The sequence below is a fragment of the Aureibaculum marinum genome, from assembly GCF_003813905.1.
Classification (GTDB): Bacteria; Bacteroidota; Bacteroidia; order Flavobacteriales; family Flavobacteriaceae; genus Aureibaculum; species Aureibaculum marinum.
The window spans coordinates 16,489-37,061 of sequence record NZ_RPFJ01000031.1 but is presented as its reverse complement, the minus strand read 5'-3'; the positions used below and the strand labels follow the sequence as shown (position 1 = coordinate 37,061).

15 protein-coding genes are annotated in these 20,573 nt (G+C 29.9%); 7 read left to right on the top strand and 8 right to left on the bottom strand.

Going from position 1 to position 20,573, the window contains the following annotated elements:
• The first annotated feature begins 18 nt into the window (after positions 1 to 18).
• Positions 19 to 483 carry a CBS domain-containing protein gene (locus EGM88_RS13285; RefSeq protein ID WP_123898920.1) on the top strand — a complete coding sequence of 155 codons (465 nt, stop codon included), beginning with the start codon at positions 19 to 21 and terminating at the stop codon, positions 481 to 483.
• Between the two features lie 760 nt (positions 484 to 1,243).
• On the opposite strand, the gene EGM88_RS13280 is transcribed toward EGM88_RS13285, so the two are convergent.
• The 3 genes from EGM88_RS13280 to EGM88_RS13270 form a co-directional block, all read right to left on the bottom strand.
• Positions 1,244 to 2,677, bottom strand: a complete 1,434-nt coding sequence (locus EGM88_RS13280) for a glycosyl hydrolase family 18 protein (protein ID WP_123898919.1) — start codon at positions 2,675 to 2,677, stop codon at positions 1,244 to 1,246.
• A 4-nt stretch (positions 2,678 to 2,681) separates the two neighbouring features.
• Positions 2,682 to 3,029, bottom strand: a complete 348-nt coding sequence (locus tag EGM88_RS13275) for a hypothetical protein (RefSeq protein WP_123898918.1) — start codon at positions 3,027 to 3,029, stop codon at positions 2,682 to 2,684.
• Positions 3,030 to 3,204: 175 nt separating this feature from the next.
• Complete coding sequence (locus tag EGM88_RS13270) at positions 3,205 to 3,837, bottom strand: spermidine synthase (RefSeq protein ID WP_123898917.1); 633 nt, start codon at positions 3,835 to 3,837, stop codon at positions 3,205 to 3,207.
• 328 nt (positions 3,838 to 4,165) lie between these two features.
• Between EGM88_RS13270 and EGM88_RS13265 the strand changes: the two genes are divergently transcribed.
• From EGM88_RS13265 to EGM88_RS13250, 4 genes are all read left to right on the top strand, one after another.
• Entirely contained in the window at positions 4,166 to 5,440 is a 1,275-nt protein-coding gene (locus EGM88_RS13265; RefSeq protein WP_123898916.1) for a ribonucleotide-diphosphate reductase subunit beta, read from the top strand.
• Positions 5,440 to 7,218 carry a ribonucleoside-diphosphate reductase subunit alpha gene (locus EGM88_RS13260; protein ID WP_123898915.1) on the top strand — a complete coding sequence of 593 codons (1,779 nt, stop codon included), beginning with the start codon at positions 5,440 to 5,442 and terminating at the stop codon, positions 7,216 to 7,218. Before EGM88_RS13265 ends, EGM88_RS13260 begins: the two co-directional genes overlap by 1 nt.
• Positions 7,219 to 7,561: 343 nt before the next feature.
• Positions 7,562 to 8,182 carry a hypothetical protein gene (locus tag EGM88_RS13255; RefSeq protein WP_123898914.1) on the top strand — a complete coding sequence of 207 codons (621 nt, stop codon included), beginning with the start codon at positions 7,562 to 7,564 and terminating at the stop codon, positions 8,180 to 8,182.
• Positions 8,183 to 8,584: 402 nt separating this feature from the next.
• Positions 8,585 to 11,167: a phosphoenolpyruvate carboxylase gene (locus tag EGM88_RS13250; protein ID WP_123898913.1), complete on the top strand. Its 2,583-nt coding sequence runs from the start codon at positions 8,585 to 8,587 to the stop codon at positions 11,165 to 11,167.
• Positions 11,168 to 11,229: 62 nt separating this feature from the next.
• Here EGM88_RS13250 and EGM88_RS13245 read toward each other — a convergent pair whose 3' ends face one another.
• From EGM88_RS13245 to metG, 4 genes are all read right to left on the bottom strand, one after another.
• Positions 11,230 to 12,132: a DMT family transporter gene (locus EGM88_RS13245; RefSeq protein WP_123898912.1), complete on the bottom strand. Its 903-nt coding sequence runs from the start codon at positions 12,130 to 12,132 to the stop codon at positions 11,230 to 11,232.
• 78 nt (positions 12,133 to 12,210) lie between these two features.
• Positions 12,211 to 14,331, bottom strand: coding sequence for a Tex family protein (locus EGM88_RS13240; protein WP_123898911.1), 2,121 nt, complete (start codon positions 14,329 to 14,331; stop codon positions 12,211 to 12,213).
• 401 nt (positions 14,332 to 14,732) lie between these two features.
• Complete coding sequence (locus tag EGM88_RS13235; RefSeq protein WP_123898910.1) at positions 14,733 to 15,515, bottom strand: copper resistance protein NlpE N-terminal domain-containing protein; 783 nt, start codon at positions 15,513 to 15,515, stop codon at positions 14,733 to 14,735.
• 93 nt (positions 15,516 to 15,608) lie between these two features.
• On the bottom strand, positions 15,609 to 17,678 hold the full coding sequence (gene metG, locus EGM88_RS13230; protein ID WP_123898909.1) for a methionine--tRNA ligase: 2,070 nt from the start codon (positions 17,676 to 17,678) through the stop codon (positions 15,609 to 15,611).
• 100 nt (positions 17,679 to 17,778) lie between these two features.
• Here metG and EGM88_RS13225 point away from each other — a divergent pair, with 100 nt between their 5' ends.
• Positions 17,779 to 18,771: a S66 peptidase family protein gene (locus EGM88_RS13225; protein WP_123898908.1), complete on the top strand. Its 993-nt coding sequence runs from the start codon at positions 17,779 to 17,781 to the stop codon at positions 18,769 to 18,771.
• A 67-nt stretch (positions 18,772 to 18,838) separates the two neighbouring features.
• Complete coding sequence (locus EGM88_RS13220) at positions 18,839 to 19,198, top strand: YraN family protein (protein ID WP_123898907.1); 360 nt, start codon at positions 18,839 to 18,841, stop codon at positions 19,196 to 19,198.
• 10 nt (positions 19,199 to 19,208) lie between these two features.
• Here the strand turns inward: EGM88_RS13220 and EGM88_RS13215 are convergent, their stop codons facing one another.
• Entirely contained in the window at positions 19,209 to 20,552 is a 1,344-nt protein-coding gene (locus tag EGM88_RS13215) for a TlpA family protein disulfide reductase (protein ID WP_123898906.1), read from the bottom strand.
• Between the last annotated feature and the right edge of the window lie 21 nt (positions 20,553 to 20,573).

Sequence of the window (20,573 nt, the reverse complement as noted above, 5' to 3'; positions counted from 1 at the left end):
ACCTAAAGATATAAAGTTATGGCTATCAAAAGTTTTCAAGGCAAAAGATCTCAACCTCAAAAAGATGAATTAAAACCAGCTTTAGTCTCTGATTATATGACTACAAAGCTGATTACCTTTAGACCAGAACAGCCTGTATCAGAAGTTGTAGAATCGTTAATTAAAAATAGAATTTCTGGTGGACCTGTTGTTAATGAAAATAATGAATTGGTTGGAGTTATTTCTGAAGGGGATTGTATAAAACATATTTCAGAAAGTAGATACTATAATATGCCTATGGATAATAATACAGTAGATAAGCATATGGTAAAAGATGTAGATACTATTGATGGAAATATGAATATTTTTGAAGCAGCTGATAAGTTTTTAAAAGCTAAACATAGGAGGTTTCCGATTGTTGAAAATGGAAAGTTAATAGGTCAAATTAGTCAAAAAGATATACTTATTGCTGCGTTAGAACAAAAAGGTCAAAACTGGAAATAAAAGAATCTATAAAAAAACCCCGTTCTTCAACGGGGTAATTTCTCTAATTAAACTATCAACTTAAACTAAGTAATTTACTGTAAAACGTCCTTAATTTGGGGGAGAAAGGAGAAAATGTTTTACTAGCAAAATTTTATTATTTTACTAAAATTTCCACTTATTACGATTAAAGACTTGTCTGTAACTCGTCTTCATTAATAGAACAATTTTCTCTTTAAAATTCCCCCTATACTATTAAATTATTTTTTAACTAATAGATTTTCAAAGAGAAAGAATGTTACATTTAATAAAGTTATACTTTAATAATTCTAATCCATTTTTAAGATTAGCTTTAAGTTGTCTGTTAATAGTAGTTATAGTGTTGTTTTAACAAAAAAAAGTCCTGCTGAAGAGCAGGACAATTTTCTCTAACTAAACTTGTAAACTTAAAACTATTTATGTCTTTTTCTGGGGAGAAAGGAGACCAGTTTTTAACGGTTTGATTATTTTCTTTCGTTTCGAAAATTCTCATTGTTTTTCATAGCAATTTTCCCGTTTTCGACTGAAGCATTGTCTCTATCGCTGCTTCGAGTATATAACAATTAGCTATGAATAACTCCTACTTTAGAAGTTTGAGAATTTTTAAATCTAGGTATAGTTAGTTGGTATTCAATATTATAAAAGTTGTATTTTTTTAATTTAGTTTGTGGTTTAAAAAAAGGGAATGTTGAAAATGAAATAAAATATACTCATAAAGAAGAAACTTTAGAAAATTATAAAATTAAGTTTTTATTATTTTAAAAGTTGCGTTATGTCCTTTGTTATCTTGGATTTTAAGAATATACACAGCACTTTTTAAAGAGCTAATATCTATACTATTCTCATTAGAAGAATAACTTTTGATTTTTTGTCCCTGTAAATTATAAATTTCAATATCACTAACTTTTATAAAATTGCTTATTGAAATGTTTAAAAAGCTCTTAGTGGGATTAGGGTATATATAAATCTCTTGTTCTAAAAAAGAATCTTCGACCGCTAAGATACTTTTAAATTTTGCATCTATTAAATCCCATAATTCAGGTCTGTCACCATCATAATTTAATGCCCAAATTCCAATACCACCTAAGTTTTTAGTTATTGCCAAATCATATTTTAAACTTAGACTTTGAGCATTATCAGCCCAAACTTGATGCCAATCTTCTAATTGATATCTGTACCATGGAGTTTGAGAATTGTTATCCCAAATTTCACCACCATTTGAAGGAGCTTGTACAACAGTATTTTTGTAAAAAGTGGATCCAACATAGCTTTTAACTAAAGAACCTGCATAACTAGTTGTGGTTTTCCAATGTTTGCCGTAATAGGGTACTGCTAATATCAATTTTTCTGGATAATTAGCAATAGGCTCGCTATAGTCATTATTAAGGGTTTTACTAACGCTAATTCCTCCAGAAGGATGTGTTAAAGGCGATACAGCACCAGTATAAGAACTCCAAGCTCCGTTATAATCATAAGCCATAATTATAAGGTGATCTACACTCTCTGCTAAGTTATTTAAGCTCCAACCTCCCCAATTTACTGCAGGAGCATCAAAAGAAACTTCTTTACCAGGTAGGTTTGTGTGAATATAAGTTGTTAAATCGGCCATAAAGGAATTTAATAATGAACCTCTATCTTCAACACTTAAACCTTCAAAATCTATATTTACTCCGTCTAGTTGGTAGTTAGTTATCGTATTTTTTATTGCAGTAAATAATGTGTTTTTGGAAGTAGAATTTGTTAATAAAGTATGGATTTGAGAAGAATTAAAGTTAGTGACTGTCATTACTACTTTTACTCCGTTAGAATGAGCCTCGTTTATAACATCAGTCCAAGGCCAATTGGAAGGAGGTGTCAATGTTCCTGTTGAGGAAGCTGCAAAATCAAATGCGGCTATATGGGTTAGTAAATCATAGTTAAGGTTATCATGTGCTCCTGAAGCATACTCCCAATATGGAAGAAAACCAAAGACTATTTTAGATACGTTTGATGTTTTTTTTGTTTGTAATGGAATAATGTCCGATCCGCTTGGGTCAAAAGAAGATTTTAGGTTTGTAGTAAGTCCGAATTCTTCTTTGTGCTGTTGATGGGTTGATTTTGATATGAATTCTTGAGCTGATGTTGCATTTGATACAATTATAAAAGAAATTAAGGAATAAAATAATTTTTTTATCATAGTATTATTCGTTTTTAATTAGCAAGTAAAATTCATTATCTAATGGTAAATAACCTTGGTCATAAATATAATAGTAGGTATTTCCTGATTTTGTGGTATAAATTGATGTAAAAAAATTAAAATCAAAATTAAAGTTCAATAATTTTGCTTTTGTCACTTTCGTTTTTCCCTTTGTGTTTAAATCAATCAATACTTTATAATTTCTTCTTAGTCTATTATTTATGTTTCTAATAAGATTTTTATTTCCTCTATTAATTTTATTATTAAATGTATTGCGACAATAATCACAACAAAACTTTTTGTCTTTTCTTCCTATAATTTTTGTTCCACATTCAGGGCATTTCTTTTCCATTGATAATTTTTTTCTTAATGCAATATACAAATTATGCGTTTACATTCAGGTGTTTTTTCAAAATAGCAACAAAAATTTTAAAATTTAAGCAGTGCTAACATCTTTGAAATTTAACAAGTTATAACTTTGAGAAGGCTTATTAGACGTAAATTATATAATTGCTTTTTATTACAGATTATTTATTTGCTATTAACAATGTATTAGAGCCATTTACTTTTTCGTAAAAAGAAACTTGATAGTTTTTATGAGTTAAAAATTGATTAATATTTAAAAGTTTATCGTTATTGTTTAATTCTAACGAAGCATTACATAAAATAGTTGAAGTAGACTTGCTAACATTTTGCCAAAAAGGAATTTTTAAAAATGGACTTGGTACTTTAGTGTCAATATATAAATCTATAATAATTAAATCGAACTTTTTGGTATTCAATTGCATAAAATGTTGAGCATCATCACAAATTATTTTAAGTTTTTCGTCTTCTCGAATATCAAATTCCTCATCAGCAATTTTAATAACTATAGGGTCAATTTCAACAGCTGTAATTTTGTGTTGATAATTAAAAGTATCTCTTAAAGATTTAATAACACTTCCACCACCCATTCCTAAAACCAAAATTTCTTTACAGTTTGTTAAATTAATTTTTTTTAATCCAATTTTTAATATTTTTTGCAAAGAACCGTAAGAATAGTTAGCGTTTTTAGAGTTAAGATGTTTTTTACCATTGTACCAAGTAATTTCGAGATTGCCACTATATTTAGAAGTAATTTTTTTGGTAACCGGATATATGTAGCTGATTATTTTTTTCATCTTAACAACAAATTTACAATTATTTTGAAGTATTTCAATCTTAATTTTTTTGAGTTTGAAGAATACAGAGTTGGTAAAATTATTTTGCTAGTAAATTGGTTTTTGTTTATCAAATTTTAAAACAGGTGGTAGAAAGTTGATGGAATGTAATATTATAAAAAGAAATCTTTTATTTTAAATAATCAACTGAAAATCAAAATATTACAAAGGGTTAAAAAACATGTTAATAAGAATGTGGAAAACCTTGATGCGAATTATGTGTAACAAAGGCAATAAAATTTCAACTTTACAGTCCTCAACTTTACGAGTATTTTAAACTAAAAAAAACATGGAAATTACGCATCTCATAAAGAGAGATTTTACCAAAGAACCATTTCAGCAATATAAGATTACTCAAGCAGTTTTTAAAGCCATGAGTGCTGTTGAACATGGTGATATTGACGATGCTCAAAGAATTTCTGACAGTGTAGTTCAATCACTTTTGGAAAGAAAAAAATTACATCAAGATTATATACCAACCATTGAAGAAGTACAAGATTTTGTAGAGAATAAGTTAATGGAAAGTGGATTTTTTGATGTTGCAAAGGGATATATTTTATATAGAAATGAACAAGCTCAAAAGCGTAAATCAAATATTTTTGAAAAACGAATTAACTTAAAGCCGTATGAGTATCCAGGACTTTATGAGTATGTATCGGCAATTCGTCACTCTTATTGGATTCATACAGAATATAACTATACAAGTGATATTCAAGATTTTAAAACGCGTTTAACCGAAGTAGAAAGAAGTGCAATAAAAAACACTATGCTGGCTATTTCTCAAATAGAGGTAGCAGTAAAAACTTTTTGGGGAGACATTTATCATAAAATGCCTAAACCAGAAATAGGTTCAGTAGGAGCAACCTTTGCTGAAAGTGAGGTGCGTCACCATGATGCTTATTCGCATTTGCTTGAAATACTAGGACTTAATGATGAATTTAAGAACTTAAAGAAAAAACCTGTTATAATGAAACGGGTTCAATATTTAGAGACAGCATTAAAAAATGCTAAAAGTGATGATAATAAGGAGTATGCAGAATCTATATTATTATTTTCTTTATTTATAGAACATGTATCGTTGTTTTCACAATTTTTGATAATAATGGCTTTTAATAAGCATAAAAACATGTTAAAAGGAATTTCTAATGTGGTAGAAGCTACTTCAAAAGAAGAGCAAATACATGGAGATTTTGGGATAGATATTATAAAAATTATTAAGAATGAAAATCCTGAATGGTTTAATGATGAGCATGCTAAAATGATTCAAGAAATGTGTAAAGAAGCCTTTATCTCTGAAAGTAAAATTATTGATTGGATTTTTGAGGCTGGAGAATTAGATTTTCTTCCAAAAACATTAATAAATGAATTTATAAAGAACCGTTTTAATAATTCTTTGGAAAGTATCGGTATAGATAAAGTTTTTGAAGTAGATGAAATATTATTAAATGAAACAGAATGGTTTGATGATGAAATTATAGGAACCAAACATGGCGATTTTTTCGTAAAACGCTCAATTAATTATAGTAAAAGAACAAAAAGTATAACCAGCGACGACTTATTTTAATGAACGAACTAAACAAAATTAAAGAAACAACAACATCACTAAGCGAACAGTTAGTAAAAGCAAGAAAAGAAACTTTAAATAATCTTAAATCATCCGACAATGCAGGTTTTGAATGGTTAACAGAGCATAGTCGTAATTTTTTAAATGCAGGTTATTTATCAGAAGGTGTAACTCCAGAAGAGAGAATTAGAGAGATTGCAGATAGAGCAGAGCAATTATTAGGAATGCCAGGTTTTTCAGATAAATTTTATGGCTATATGTCAGAAGGATTTTTCTCATTAGCCTCACCTGTATGGTCTAATTTTGGTAAAGAACGAGGGTTACCTATTAGTTGTTTTGGTTCTCATATAGATGATGATATGGGTAATATCTTATATACCCAATCAGAAGTTGGAATGATGTCTAAATTAGGAGGTGGAACTTCTGGATATTTTGGAAAAATAAGACATCGTGGTGCTGAAGTTAAAAATAATGGACAAGCCTCTGGTGCGGTTCATATTATGCAACTTTTTGAATCTATGGTTGATGTTGTAAGTCAAGGTTCTGTACGTCGTGGCCGTTTTTCTCCTTACTTGCCTGTTGAACATCCAGATATAATGGAGTTTTTAGAAATTGGTACAGAAGGAAATCCTATTCAAGAATTAACACATGGTGTTACGGTAACGGATAAGTGGATGCAAGAGATGATTGATGGAGATGTTGATAAGCGTACTATTTGGGCTAAAGTTTTACAACGAAGAGGCGAAATGGGGTATCCATATATTTTCTTTAAAGACCATGCCAATAATTTTGCAGCAGATGTTTATAAAGACAAGGACCATACCATTTATGCAAGTAATTTATGCACTGAAATTATGCTTCCTTCAAATGATAATTGGTCGTTTGTTTGTGTATTGTCATCAGTAAACTTACTTCATTATGATAAGTGGAAAGATACAGATGCCGTAGAAACTATGGTTTACTTTTTAGATGCTGTAATTACAGAATTTATAGAGAAGTTAGAAGCATATCGTGATTCTTCAGATCGTGAAGATCGTCAGACCTTCTTATTTATGGAACGTGCTTATAATTTTGCAAAAGATAATCGTGCTTTAGGGTTAGGTGTTTTAGGTTGGCATTCCTTATTACAATCTAAACAGCTTGCCTTTGACAGTGAAGAGGCTTATATGTTAAATAGTCAAATATTTAAAAGTATTAAGGAAAGATCTTATAAAGCTTCAGCAGAATTAGCTGAAAAATTTGGTGAACCAGCAGTTTTGAAAGGGTATGGAAGAAGAAATGCTACTTTAAATGCGATTGCTCCAACTACGTCTTCTGCTTTTATTTTAGGGCAAGTTTCACAGGGTATTGAGCCAATTTGGTCTAACATTTATGTTAAAGATATTGCTAAAGTAAAAACAACTATTAAAAATCCATTTTTAGTTCAATTATTAGAGGAAAAGGGACAGAATACTACAAGTGTTTGGCATAGTATACGAGAACGTGATGGATCGGTACAGCACTTAGATTTTTTAACAGAAAATGAGAAAAATGTATTTAAAACATATCCAGAAATAGACCAGATGGATATTATTTACCAAGCTGCTAACCGTCAAAATCATATAGATCAAGGTCAATCAGTAAACTTAATAATACACCCAGACACACCAGCAAAGGAAATTAATAAAATTCACATTACCGCATGGAAAATGGGCTTAAAATCATTGTACTATCAACATAGTATGAATGCCGCTCAAAAGTTTAAACAAAAGAAAGAGTGTAGCAGCTGTGAAGCTTAAAAATTAAATTCACAATAGTTTATAAATCCAGGTATCAATAGTAAAGATATCTGGATTTTTTATTTGAATTAATTAACTAATTAATTTGTTGTTTGTTAGTTGTTTAATAAGTTTATGATTAATCACACAATGAGTAGGGAAATATATTTCAGAATTTAACGTTATTATTTTACAAAAAAGCTAGAGGCGGAAAATCGCTTTGAGCAAGAAAAAGTGAGAGACCGCCCTGCTAGGCGGTCTTTTTGTTTTAACTAGAACTTAAATCTGCATCTATTCTAGATGTCAAATCAATTGAGAGAATTTATTTCATACCTTCGTCTTGATTGTAAGAGTAAAAATTGATATGAAAAAGTCGCCTAAATTGTGGAAACAAATTCTTTTTGGGTTAATAGCCTTTATCTTTGTAATGTTTGTTTTTATCAGTGCTGTTATTTTAAGATCAAACAGTTTAAAGAACGAGGCATCAAAACTAACCGAAGACGATTTTGTAACTGAAAAAGTTGTAGTAGATTCAGCATATGTAGAATATCTTTATCATATGCCAATTTCTGAATCGTTAAAACAATACGTAGAACCGTCATTAGCCGAAATTACTTTTTCAGTACAAAACAGCCCTATTACATTCCGTTCTCCACAGTTTATACCTAAAAGTACATCTTTAGGAAGTTCTGCTTTTAGTAATTTAAATCTAAAATCAGGAGACACAATTTCTATCTTATTTAAAAGGCAAGCATTGGAAGAAGCAAAACATCCAAACTTTCTTTCTAATTTTTACCATCGGTATAGGAGACCTTTGGTGTATGCTATGAGTAACAAAAAAGGGCTGTTATATGATATTGGTATGAAATACGACCAATATATTGATGATAAAATACATAATGAATCAGTTTTTTACGCTATGATATGTGTAACAATTATTGGTGTTGGTATAATAGGTTTTAAATTTAACTTTATAAAGAGTTAATATCTTTCGTGATTTTATGTTTATATTTTAATATAAACAATAATTGTGATGTAACTTTGTAAGAACAAAATTTTAAACAATGGGCATGTCTAATTTTTGGTTCTACTTTATTATGGTAGTGGTTATCCTCCATTTTGTAATAGGTTTTGGATATTTAATCTATAAACTATCCCCAAGAAAAAGTGATAAAAAGAAAAAAGACAGAACCAATATTGATCAAAATTAATCTTAATTATTTTTTAAGTGTTCATTTATACATTATATTTTTCTTCGTAGTTATTCATTTATCTTACGAAAAAACAAATTCCATTTTAATTAATTATGTAATTCATAAAAATTAACAGTGTTGGTTTGCTTTAGCCCTGTCTTTTAGTATTTTTACCAAAATAATTGAAACAATTTATGTCTGTACAACCAAAATTACAACGATTCAACCAAAACGTATTGTCTAAATACCAAATTTACAATAGTATTTTTATGACATTGCCTTTTGATTCTATCACCAAAACAGGGGTATTATTACCACTATTTCACGAAACCTGTAATGATGGTTTTAAAAAGGGTGAAGATCCAACAACCATCGTTAAAAACTTTTTTAAAAAATATCAGGCGAGAAGAGATAGTCAGAGTCAGATAAATCTATTATTTCGTTTTATTCAATACATTGAAAGACAGGTTGTTTTGTTTGATGCAATTGAAGATGCTGCATTTCCAGAAGTAAACAATATGGATGGTATTGGTACCATGCGAAGTTTAAAAGAGTCTGCTTCTTCAGATAATAAATTAGAAATATTAAAACAATACCTCGAAGAGTTTAAGGTACGTATTGTATTAACAGCTCACCCTACACAGTTTTATCCAGGTAGTGTATTAGGTATTATAACTGATTTAACAAAAGCGATTAGAGATAATGATTTATCATCTATCAATCAACTTTTGGCTCAATTAGGAAAAACGCCTTTTTATAAAAAGAAAAAGCCTACTCCTTATGATGAAGCTGTCAGTTTAATTTGGTATTTAGAAAATGTATTTTACTATTCATTCGGTTCTATTTTTGATTACATTCAACAAAATATTTTTGATAATAAAGACATTAAAAATAATATAATTAATGTTGGTTTTTGGCCCGGTGGAGATAGGGATGGTAATCCGTTTGTAACTCCAGAAATTACATTAAAAGTTGCCAATAGACTAAGAGAAACCATCCTTAAAAATTACTATAGAGATATTAGACGGTTAAAAAGAAAATTAACTTTTAGTGGACTTGAAGATCGAATAGCTGTTATTGAGAGAAAGTTGTATGATAGTTTTATTGATGAGGGTGCTGAACCTGAGATTAGTTTACAAGCTTTTGAAGCTGAATTAAAAGCAATTAGAAGTCTTGTTGTTAAAGAGCATCAATCATTATACCTATCAGAAATCAACAGTTTATTAAATAAAATACATTTGTTTGGTTACCATTTTGCTATTCTAGATATTAGGCAAGATAGTAGAGTGCATGAAAGTGTTTTTAACACGTTGGCTGAAGGATTAATAAAATCTGAAAGTGACATTTTACCTAAAAATTATTTTCAACTATCAGCTAAAGAGCAAGTTAAAATTCTTTCAGAAGTGAAAGGAACGATTGATGAGACTCTTTTAAAAGATGAAGAATTATTAAAGACTTTTGAGACTATAAAAACGGTCAAGAAAATTCAAGAAAATAATGGTGAACGTGCTGTGCATAGGTATATTATTAGTAATACACAGAGTACATTACATATTATGCAGTTGTTTGCAATGCTAAAGTTAGCTGCTTTTCATGATGATTTAACTCTTGATATAGGTCCTTTATTTGAAACTATTCCTGATTTGGAAATTGCCCATGAAGTAATGGAGGAATTATATACAAATCCTGCCTATGCTAAACATTTAAAGAACAGAAAAAACAAGCAATTGATAATGCTTGGTTTCTCTGACGGAACAAAAGATGGAGGGTATTTAATGGCGAACTGGGCTATTTTTAAGGCAAAAGAAAGATTAACAGAAGTTTCTCGGAAATACAATGTAGACGTTATATTTTTTGATGGTAGAGGAGGACCACCTGCTAGAGGTGGAGGTAAAACTCACCAATTTTATGCTTCGTTAGGTCCAACAATTGAGGCTAAACAAGTTCAGTTGACCATACAAGGGCAAACAATTAGTTCTAATTTTGGAACCTTAGAGTCTTCTCAATATAATTTAGAACAATTAATAAGTTCAGGTATTGATAATAAGTTAGAGACAAATTTACCAATGACAGATGATGACCGAAAAGTAATGGAAGATTTGGCAACTATTAGCTATAAAAAGTATGTTGATTTTAAAAATCATCCAATGTTTGTCCCTTATTTAGAGCGAATGAGTACGCTTAAATATTATGCTAAAACAAATATTGGAAGTCGCCCTTCAAAAAGAGGTAAATCTGAAAGCCTAAAATTTGAAGATTTAAGGGCAATTCCTTTTGTAGGTTCTTGGAGTCAATTAAAACAAAATGTACCTGGTTTTTATGGGGTAGGAACTGCTCTAAAAAAATATGAAGAAAACGGTGAATTTGAAAAAGTAGAAGCATTATATAAAAATTCTAAATTCTTCAAAACACTTGTTGAAAACAGTATGATGTCTTTGTCAAAATCTTTCTTTAATTTGACAAAATATATGTCAAAGGATGAAGAATTTGGTGCTTTTTGGGATATCATTCACGAAGAGTATAAAACTACAAAAGCATTATTATTGAAATTAACTGGTTCTAAAGCTCTAATGGAAAATGAGCCAGCAGGTAAAGCATCTATTGATATAAGAGAGGCAATAGTTTTACCACTATTAACTATTCAACAATATGCTTTAAAGAAGATTCAAGAATTAGAAAAGGAAAATCCAAAAGATAAAGAGCAGTTAAAAGTTTATGAAAAATTAGTAACACGTTCTTTATTTGGTAATATTAATGCTGCAAGAAATTCAGCCTAAAAACTATTAAAAGTCCTTATCGTTTAAATGATAAGGACTTTTAATTTTTATAAAATCTATGTTTAGATTTTAATACCCTTTTTTAAATGTTTATATCTAGTTCTGCTTAAACGAATTGGAGTTGTAAAAAAGGTAACCCATATACCAAAAAGTAGAATTATTCCACCAAAAATCATTTGTAAAGTAATTTCTTCATTTAAAAACAGCCAAGCTAATATTGAAGCCAATATTGCTTGCCCTAATAAACTAACAGAAACACGTGTAGCACGCATATTTTGAGTTGCGTAGCTAATAAGTAGCCAAGCTGTTAATTGACACACTACGGCCATTGTAACTAGTATTATCCAACTAGTCCCAGAAAACCCTGTAAAAGATTCGTTGCTAAAATAACTCAGAATTCCTAAAAAAAATGTTGCTGAAGTGAGGCTTATTGACATAAAACCCCAAACGTTTATTTGATTAAGTATATTCTTACTAATTAGCATGTAAAAAGCATATAGCACTCCTGAAAGGACGCCAAAAGCAAAGGCAATATCAAAATCTAAATTTTTAAACACGTCAACGCCTACAAGTAGTATCATTCCTAATATGGCAATAATAGTACCTATCCAAAAATTTCTTTTAGGTTTGTCTTTTAGGAAGAAGAACGCACCAATGCCTACCCAAATAGGAGATAGGTTAGTCAGTAAAGAGGCTTGTGTGGCTGTTGAATTAATAATTGCAATATTCCAAACGGTAACGTCAGAAGCAAAAATAACACCACAAAGTACACTTAGTAAGGTTACTTTTAATGTTGGAAATTTAAAACTTTTAAATATTAAAACATAAGGTATAATCAAAAGGCTAGAAAATGCCATTCTATAAAAGGCAGAAATGATGCCAGATACCATACTTAGTTTTACTAAAACTGGAAAAATACTAATACATATTATTCCTACGGCTAATGCTAATCTTGGTTTATTCATCACATAATAAAAATGTGCAAAATTAGTATACTTTATAAGATTAAAACTTAAGAATTGGTTAAGATTTTAAATGTTATTTTAGCCTTTATGAAGTTTTAATTGTATTCGTTTTCTTGCCACATCAACTTCTAGTACTTTTACTATAAGTTGTTGATGTAAACTAACATGTTCATTTACATCTTTAACAAAATTGTCGGAAAGATTTGAAACGTGAATTAAACCACTTTCTTTGATTCCAATATCTACAAAACAGCCAAAATTGGTTATGTTATTGACAATTCCAGGAAGTAACTGTCCTTCTTTAACGTCATTTATAGTTTTTATATCTTGGTTAAAGGTAAAGACCTTTGCTTTTTCACGAGGATCAAGTCCTGGTTTTTCTAATTCAGAAATGATGTCCGTTAGGGTTGGTAAACCTACAGTAGTACTTGTGTATTTTTGCAGGTCTATTTTTTCTAGTGTCAGTTTATTTCCAATTAAATCTTTAACATCTTTTTTTATATCTTTTGCCATTTGTTTTACAATACCATAGCTTTCAGGATGTACCGCAGAATCATCTAACGGATTTTTAGCATTTTTAATACGAAGAAACCCTGCACTTTGTTCAAAGGCTTTATCGCCTAGACGAGGCACTTTTTTTATATCACTTCTTGATTTAAATGGACCATTTTTATCTCGATAAGCTACAATATTTTCTGCCAATTTAGTGCCTATACCAGAAACATAACTTAATAATGATTCACTTGCGGTATTTACATTTACGCCAATTGTATTTACACAACTTTCTACAACAGTATCTAAACTACTTTTTAATTTATTTTGATCTACATCATGCTGATATTGTCCAACACCGATAGATTTTGGATCAATTTTTACTAATTCAGCTAAGGGATCTGCTAATCTTCTACCAATAGAAACAGCACCACGTACGGTAACATCATAATTAGGAAACTCATCACGGGCAATTTTTGAAGCTGAATAAATAGATGCTCCAGCTTCACTTACCACAAAAACTTGAATGTCTTTATTGAATCTAATTTTGCGTATAAGACGTTCCGTTTCTCTCGATGCAGTACCGTTACCAATGGCAATTGCTTCTATTTTATAAGCATCTATCAATGAACTAATTTTTTTAATAGCTCCAATATTGTCATTTTGTGGAGCGTGAGGATAGATGGTTTCGTTATGTTCTAGTGCACCTTGAGCATTTAAGCAAACTAATTTACAGCCTGTTCTAAACCCAGGATCAATAGCTAAAATATTTTTCTCACCTAAGGGAGCTCCTAATAGTAATTGTTTTAAATTTTTAGCGAATACTTGAATTGCATTATCATCTGCTTTTTCTTTGGTTAGGTTTAAAATTTCATTTGATAAAGCAGGGAAAAGTAAACGTTTATAAGAATCTTGTATAGCCAGTTTTATTTGTTTTGCAGGTTCTCCGTCAGATCGTATAATGCGATTTTCTATGTTATATAACGCCTTATCATGGTCAATTTCAATTTTTATGCGTATAAATCCTTCTTTTTCTGCACGTAAAATAGCCAATAAACGATGAGATGGACATCTATTTAAGCTTTCTGACCAATCGAAATAGTCTCTATATTTTTGAGCTTTTTCATCTTCTTTTTTTGTGGAAATTACTGTTGTAGTAATTTGTGCATAGCGTTCTAGTTGTTTACGGATGTTATTTCTAATGTCAGTGCGTTCATTTATCCATTCTGCTATAATATGTCTTGCACCTTCTAAGGCACCTTCGATTGATTTTACTTCATTGTTAATGTATTTATAGGCAATGGATTCAATATCACTTGCATTTTGACTCATTATAATTTTAGCCAAAGGTTCTAATCCATTTTTACGAGCGGTTTCTGCTTTGGTTTTACGCTTTTTCTTGAAAGGTAAATATAGATCTTCTAAAGTAGTTAAATCAGTTGCCAATTTAACCTTTTGCTTAAGATTTTCAGTTAAAACATCTTGCTCTTCTAAAGATTTTAGAATTGAAAGTTTTCGTTTTTCTAGGGTTTCGTATTGTTCTTTATAATTAACAATGTCACCAATTTGAACCTCGTCTAAATTCCCTGTAGCTTCTTTTCTATAACGAGAAATAAACGGAATGGTACAATCTTGATTGAGAAGTTCAATAGTATTTTTAATACTTTTTTCAGAGAGATTGGTGTGAAGTTTTATATAGTTTAGCATTACTTAATTTAAAAGAACGCAATATAAAAAACTATCTTGTAGAAAAAATGAATTTTAAAAAGGTTATGCTACTTTTTTGAGCAAATCAAAACAAGGACATTTTTTACAACGTTTTTGTTCACTTTTTTTATATTTCTTGCAGCAATCACTTTTAACTTTATTAGGTATCATACCTAACTTCTGTAATTTTTTAATTGCTTTCTTTTTCTTCTTTTTACCCAAAACGTAAATAGTAATAAAATAACGAGGTAAAATTAGTTATTTTTATTCAATCTAAATAAGATTTGTGTTAAAATTTTAGTTTTGAAAATTAAACGTTATAAGTAATTTAGTTACTAATAATAAACAAAGTATTAGTGAATAAGAGTTTTGTAAAGTTTTAAAGTACTATAAATTGAATTCTAATTAAAATAAGCCACTTCAAATTTTGCCAAAGGGGCCATTCTAGCTTTATTTAATGTCATAGTATCACCGTTTATTGAATAGTTATCAGCAGTATTTAGTACTTTTAAAAACTGATCTTCTATTTCCATGCTAGAGCAGTACATTTTTGTAGCTCCCATTTGAGAAAAAGTAATTCCATTCCCTTCTTTAAGTTCAAATGAGCCAAAAAAACGATTACAACCCGCATTTCCATAAACCTTATTTTCTTCATCTGGTCTTAAGATAATATAGGGCTGGTTGCCTGCTTTTTTATTGTACTCAATTTTTTTACCATTGAGCTCAATTAAGTTCCAATGACGGTCTGTAAGTTGAGCTATATCTTTTTTTAGAATATACATTTCGGCTAAATTTCCACTAATTTTATTACCGTTTTCATCTAATTTCCAAATTCTATTTTCGCCAACAAAATACTGTTCATGATTGTTATTATTCAATGTGATAATTTGTCCTGTTTTATTCCAAGAAAAAGAACCCTTATCTTCAAAAATGGTATCGAGTTTACTAAGGTATTTATACTTTTTAATAAATGTTAAATCGTTATTAAGTGTAAGTACAGTTTTAATACCTTCGCAATCTGCACACGGTAAAGTAGCTTGGTATGTACCATTCCAATCTAATGAATTCATGCTGTTGTGTAAGTCAACCATTTGTTCTTTTTCTGAGTTAGTAACTGGCTTTTTAACGTTGCAACTTGCTAAAATAATGGCAACAATAATTATTGGTATATACAGTGTTTTCATACTTATAAAATTTTTGAACACAAGCAGTAATTTACTATGCTCTTTTATTTATTTTTTTGAGCATATTACTTATTTTTTAGAGTAAATACTAATTTAGCTTACTCTTTCGCCATTTTTAACGTTGCTATCAGGTTCAACAAAAGCCAATTTTCCATCTGGGGTGTCACACATTAAAATCATACCTTGACTTTCAACACCACGAATGGTTCTTGGAGCTAAATTGGTTAAAACTGATACTTTTTGTCCAATAATAGCATCTGGATTAAAACTTTCAGCGATACCAGAAACAATTGTTCTTACATCAATACCTACATCAACTTTTAGTTGTAATAGCTTTTTCGTTTTAGGCACTTTTGTAGCTTCTAAAATCGTGCCAATTCTAATGTCGAGTTTAGTAAAATCGTCAAATGAAATAGTTTCTTTTTGAGGTTCAACAGATTGGTTAGAGATTTCATTTGCTTTTTTAGAAGCAGTAAGTTTGTCTAATTGTTTTTGTATTTCACTATCTTCTACTTTAGTAAACAATAATTCTGCTTTACCAATTTGATGGCCAGGTTTTAAAAGTGTATCATTTTTAGAAACATCGTTCCATGGGCTATCAACATTACTTTTTACAGAACTAACATTTAGAATGTTTTTTAATTTAGTTGAAGTAAAAGGCAGAAACGGTTCACTTAAAATTGACAATCCTGTTGCAATTTGTAAGGCAACGAACATAATTGTTTTAACACGTTCTTCGTCTTGTTTAATAACTTTCCAAGGTTCTTCATCGGCTAAGTATTTATTGCCCAATCTAGCCAAATTCATCAATTCGGTTTGTGCTTCTCTAAATCGATATCTTTCAATAGATTTTGATATTATTTGAGGATATTTTTTTAATAACATCAAGGTATCTTCATCTTGTTCAGATAATTGTCCTGGAGCTGGTACTAGTCCATTATAATATTTTTGTGTTAATACTACTACTCGGTTTATAAAATTACCGAAAATGGCTACCAATTCATTATTATTTCTCGCTTGAAAATCTTTCCATGTAAAATCGTTGTCTTTAGTTTCAGGAGCATTAGCGGTTAATACGTATCGTAAAACATCCTGTTTGTCAGGAAAATCTTCTAAATATTCATGTAACCAAACGGCCCAATTTTTAGAAGTGGAAAGTTTGTTTCCTTCTAAATTTAAAAATTCATTTGCAGGTACATTTTCAGGTAAAATATAAGAACCCTCTGCTTTAAGCATACTAGGGAAGATGATACAGTGAAATACTATATTATCTTTACCAATAAAATGCAATAATTTAGTATTTTCATCTTTCCAATAAGGCTCCCAATTGTTACCAGTACGTTCTGCCCATTCTTTGGTAGATGATATGTAGCCAATTGGAGCGTCAAACCAAACATAAAGAACTTTCCCTTCGCCTCCTTCTACAGGAACTGGAATACCCCAATCTAAATCTCGAGTTACAGCTCTTGGTCTTAAACCATCATCTAACCATGATTTTACTTGTCCTAATACATTTGGTTTCCAGTCATTAGCATGACCTTCAACAATCCAACTTCTTAACCAATCTTGGTATTTATCTAAGGGTAAAAACCAGTGTTTGGTTTCTTTTAAAGTGGGTGTATTTCCTGTAATGGCAGATTTAGGATTAATCAAATCGGTTGCGTTATGACTTGTTCCACAATTTTCACATTGATCACCATAACTTTCTTCATAACCACATTTAGGACATGTACCAATTACAAATCGATCTGCTAAAAATTGATTGGCTTCGGCATCGTATAACTGTTTATTTGTTTCTTCTATAAACTTGTCATCATCATATAGTTTTTTAAAAAACTCAGAGGCTGTATCATGATGAATTTTAGCAGAAGTACGTGAGTAATTATCAAATGAAATTCCAAATTCTGAGAATGATGTTTTTATCATTTCATGGTATTTATCAACAACTTGTTGAGGAGTAATACCTTCTTTTTTAGCTTTTATGGTAATAGGAACTCCATGTTCATCAGAACCGCAAATTAGCAGTACATCTTTACCTTGTAAACGTTGATAACGAGCATAAATATCTGCAGGAACATAAACCCCAGCCAAATGTCCAATATGAACAGGTCCATTTGTATAAGGTAAAGCCGCAGTAATTGTATATCTTTTTGGTGTGTTCATTCCTAAATTTTAGTAAGGCAAAAATAAGAAAAAGCACTCATAACATTAGTTATATTTGGCATTTTATCTATTTTTACAAAAAACACAATCAATTAGAATTATGAAGCATAAAATTTCAGGCATTTTTTTCCTTTTTTTGATGACATTAGTTGCCTTTGGACAGAATACAACTAAAACTTCATTAATAAAACCTCCAAGTTTACAAAAAGGAGATACGGTAATGATTGTTGCACCTGCTGGAATTGTGAGAGATAGTACTGGTGTTATTAATGGTATTAATTTATTAGAAAGTTGGGGATTAAATGTGAAATTAGGAAATCATGTTTTTAATCAACATTATCGATTTGCTGGTACCGATGCAGAACGATTAGAAGATTTTCAAAGTGCTTTAGATGATGCCGGTGTTAAAGCCATTTGGTGTGCTAGAGGTGGTTATGGTTCTATTCGAATTTTAGATGATCTTGATTTTACTAAATTTAAACAACATCCGAAATGGATTATTGGTTTTTCAGATATTACTGCATTTCATAATGAAGTGCATAATATGGGAATTGAAACTATGCATGGCATTATGCCTTTGACATATAAACCTGATGATAAAGAACAGCGATTTGCAATTAAATCGTTAAAAAAAGCATTTTTTGGAAAACGTGTTAATTATAGAGTTGCTGAATCTGAGTATAACAGAGAAGGCAATGCCGAAGGTGTTGTAGTAGGAGGAAACTTATCATTAGTTTATAGTATGTTAGGGTCAAAATCTCAATTAGATACAACGGATAAAATCTTATACTTAGAAGAAGTTGGAGAGGCATTATATCATATTGATAGAATGATGATTAGTCTTAAAAGAGCTGGGTATTTTGAACACTGTAAAGGGCTTGTTATTGGAGGCGTATCTGATAGAAAAACGGAGCCAGATGAATTTGGAATGACCTATCAAGAAATAGTTTTAGATGCTGTTAAGGATTATGATTTCCCTGTAGCTTTCGATTTTCCGGCTGGACATATTACAGATAATAGAACTGTTATTTTAGGAAGAGAAATTAAGTTAAAAGTAAAAGGAAGTAAAACGGTTGTTAAGTTTGAAAAATAGAAATTTTTCGTGCTGTTCACTTTTTAAGAATGAAAATTTATAAATGTGTTAACATTAAACTTTTTCTATGGCAGAACATAATGATTTAGGTACCAAAGGAGAAGCGTTAGCCATTGCTTATTTAAAGAAAAACGGGTATATTATATGTGATATTAACTATAGATATTTAAAAGCAGAAATAGATATTATTGCCCAAAAGGAGGATACGCTGGTTGTTGTTGAGGTAAAAACACGTTCTTCTCGAGATTTTGGACTTCCACAGGATTTTGTTAGTAATAAAAAAATTAAATTAATGGTAATGGCAACTGACCATTATGTTGTTTCAAAAGGTTTAGATGTAAACGTTAGATTTGATATTATTGCCATTATTAAAAACAATACAAAATTTGAAATTGAGCATATTAAAGATGCTTTTTATCATTTCTAATTTTTTCTTTCTATTCTTTTTGTTTGTAAAATGTTTTTAAATCTTCAAGAACATCTGGTTTGGCAATAATTTTTTTATCAGCGTCTAAAACAAAATAGGTTGGTGTAGCATGGATGCCATATTCTCTGGCATATTTGTTTTTCCATTTATTAGCTCCATAAACATTTATAAATGAAGGGTAATTTAAAATTAATTTTTCCCAAACGGGTTTGCTAACTTCTTCTTCTAATCCTATAGCAATTACCTTAGTTTTTGTATTATCTTTCATAAAATCATAAAATAACGGAATTTCTTTAAGGCAATGGCCACATGAAGAACTCCAAAAAACGACAATATAATTCTCGAAACCCGAGAGGTTGTATAAATTATTATCAGTCCAGCTAATATTTGGAGCTTTGTTGCCCATTGCAGTTTTAATTTTGGCTTCAATATCTTTTCTGAAATCAGAATCTTGATAGTTGGTAGGCAATTTTGAATAATAATTGTCTAATATAAATTTAACAATGGTAACATTTTGTTGTTGGGTAAAATTATATAGTAATACTTCTTCTATATCTTTTGCTAAGCTATAATTAGTACCTATTTTGGCAATTACTTTTGTAATAGCTTCTTTTTTAAGACCGTTGTCTACTTCTATATCTTCAGAAGCATTTAAGAAAAATATATAATCGTTTATTTTATCAGTAATAAAAGTGGAATTTAGTAGGGTTTTATCATTAAAATTTACATAATCAAAAAAATGAGTCTTTACACTTTTTAAATAATCGTTAGGTTTTTCAATGGGTTTTTCAGAATTAAATCTACCACTTGCTTTAATAAAAGGATAAGCAAGTTTACCTTTAGACTCAGCTTCAAATTGTTGTTGAATTTTTGTTAAGTTCTTTTGTTTTTGCTGATATTGTGAACTAATTTTATCTTTATCTGCTGAACTTGTAGAGCTAAAATAAGCCACTTGTAAAGAATCTAATTGATATTGCGGGATAGCTGTTTTATTTAAATAATTATAATACAATTTATTTTCTTCTGAAGAAGAAAAAGTAATTTCTTGGTTTGGATTTCTTGGATTAAACAAAAAGGAAATATCTTCATTGTTATAAATTACATCTACAAAAAGTTGATTTTGTAAGTCGTAAACCAATCGATAGATGCCAACATCTAAGCTATCTGCCAAGGTAAAAGAAAATTTACCTTCTACAATATCAGTATTGGCTATGTAATTTTGTTTTGCCCCTTGCATATGGTATAAAATCATCCATTCATAGTCTCCTTTGGGTTGCATTTTTCCAGTAATAGTATGTTGGGCATTAATAAAAGTAGTTGCCAAGAGAAATAGGAAGAAAAATTTATTTGTCATTATAAAACATTTTGATGTTAT

Bases quoted from the DNA above. Each gene is read 5' to 3' on its own strand.
- EGM88_RS13250 (WP_123898913.1), top strand. From the start codon at position 8,585: ATGTCTGTACAACCAAAATTACAACGATTCAACCAAAACGTATTGTCT.
- EGM88_RS13245 (WP_123898912.1), bottom strand. From the start codon at position 12,132: ATGAATAAACCAAGATTAGCATTAGCCGTAGGAATAATATGTATTAGT.
- EGM88_RS13280 (WP_123898919.1), bottom strand. From the start codon at position 2,677: ATGATAAAAAAATTATTTTATTCCTTAATTTCTTTTATAATTGTATCA.
- EGM88_RS13225 (WP_123898908.1), top strand. From the start codon at position 17,779: ATGAAGCATAAAATTTCAGGCATTTTTTTCCTTTTTTTGATGACATTA.
- EGM88_RS13240 (WP_123898911.1), bottom strand. From the start codon at position 14,331: ATGCTAAACTATATAAAACTTCACACCAATCTCTCTGAAAAAAGTATT.
- EGM88_RS13235 (WP_123898910.1), bottom strand. From the start codon at position 15,515: ATGAAAACACTGTATATACCAATAATTATTGTTGCCATTATTTTAGCA.
- EGM88_RS13275 (WP_123898918.1), bottom strand. From the start codon at position 3,029: ATGGAAAAGAAATGCCCTGAATGTGGAACAAAAATTATAGGAAGAAAA.
- metG (WP_123898909.1), bottom strand. From the start codon at position 17,678: ATGAACACACCAAAAAGATATACAATTACTGCGGCTTTACCTTATACA.
- EGM88_RS13270 (WP_123898917.1), bottom strand. From the start codon at position 3,837: ATGAAAAAAATAATCAGCTACATATATCCGGTTACCAAAAAAATTACT.
- EGM88_RS13260 (WP_123898915.1), top strand. From the start codon at position 5,440: ATGAACGAACTAAACAAAATTAAAGAAACAACAACATCACTAAGCGAA.
- EGM88_RS13255 (WP_123898914.1), top strand. From the start codon at position 7,562: ATGAAAAAGTCGCCTAAATTGTGGAAACAAATTCTTTTTGGGTTAATA.
- EGM88_RS13220 (WP_123898907.1), top strand. From the start codon at position 18,839: ATGGCAGAACATAATGATTTAGGTACCAAAGGAGAAGCGTTAGCCATT.
- EGM88_RS13215 (WP_123898906.1), bottom strand. From the start codon at position 20,552: ATGACAAATAAATTTTTCTTCCTATTTCTCTTGGCAACTACTTTTATT.
- EGM88_RS13285 (WP_123898920.1), top strand. From the start codon at position 19: ATGGCTATCAAAAGTTTTCAAGGCAAAAGATCTCAACCTCAAAAAGAT.
- EGM88_RS13265 (WP_123898916.1), top strand. From the start codon at position 4,166: ATGGAAATTACGCATCTCATAAAGAGAGATTTTACCAAAGAACCATTT.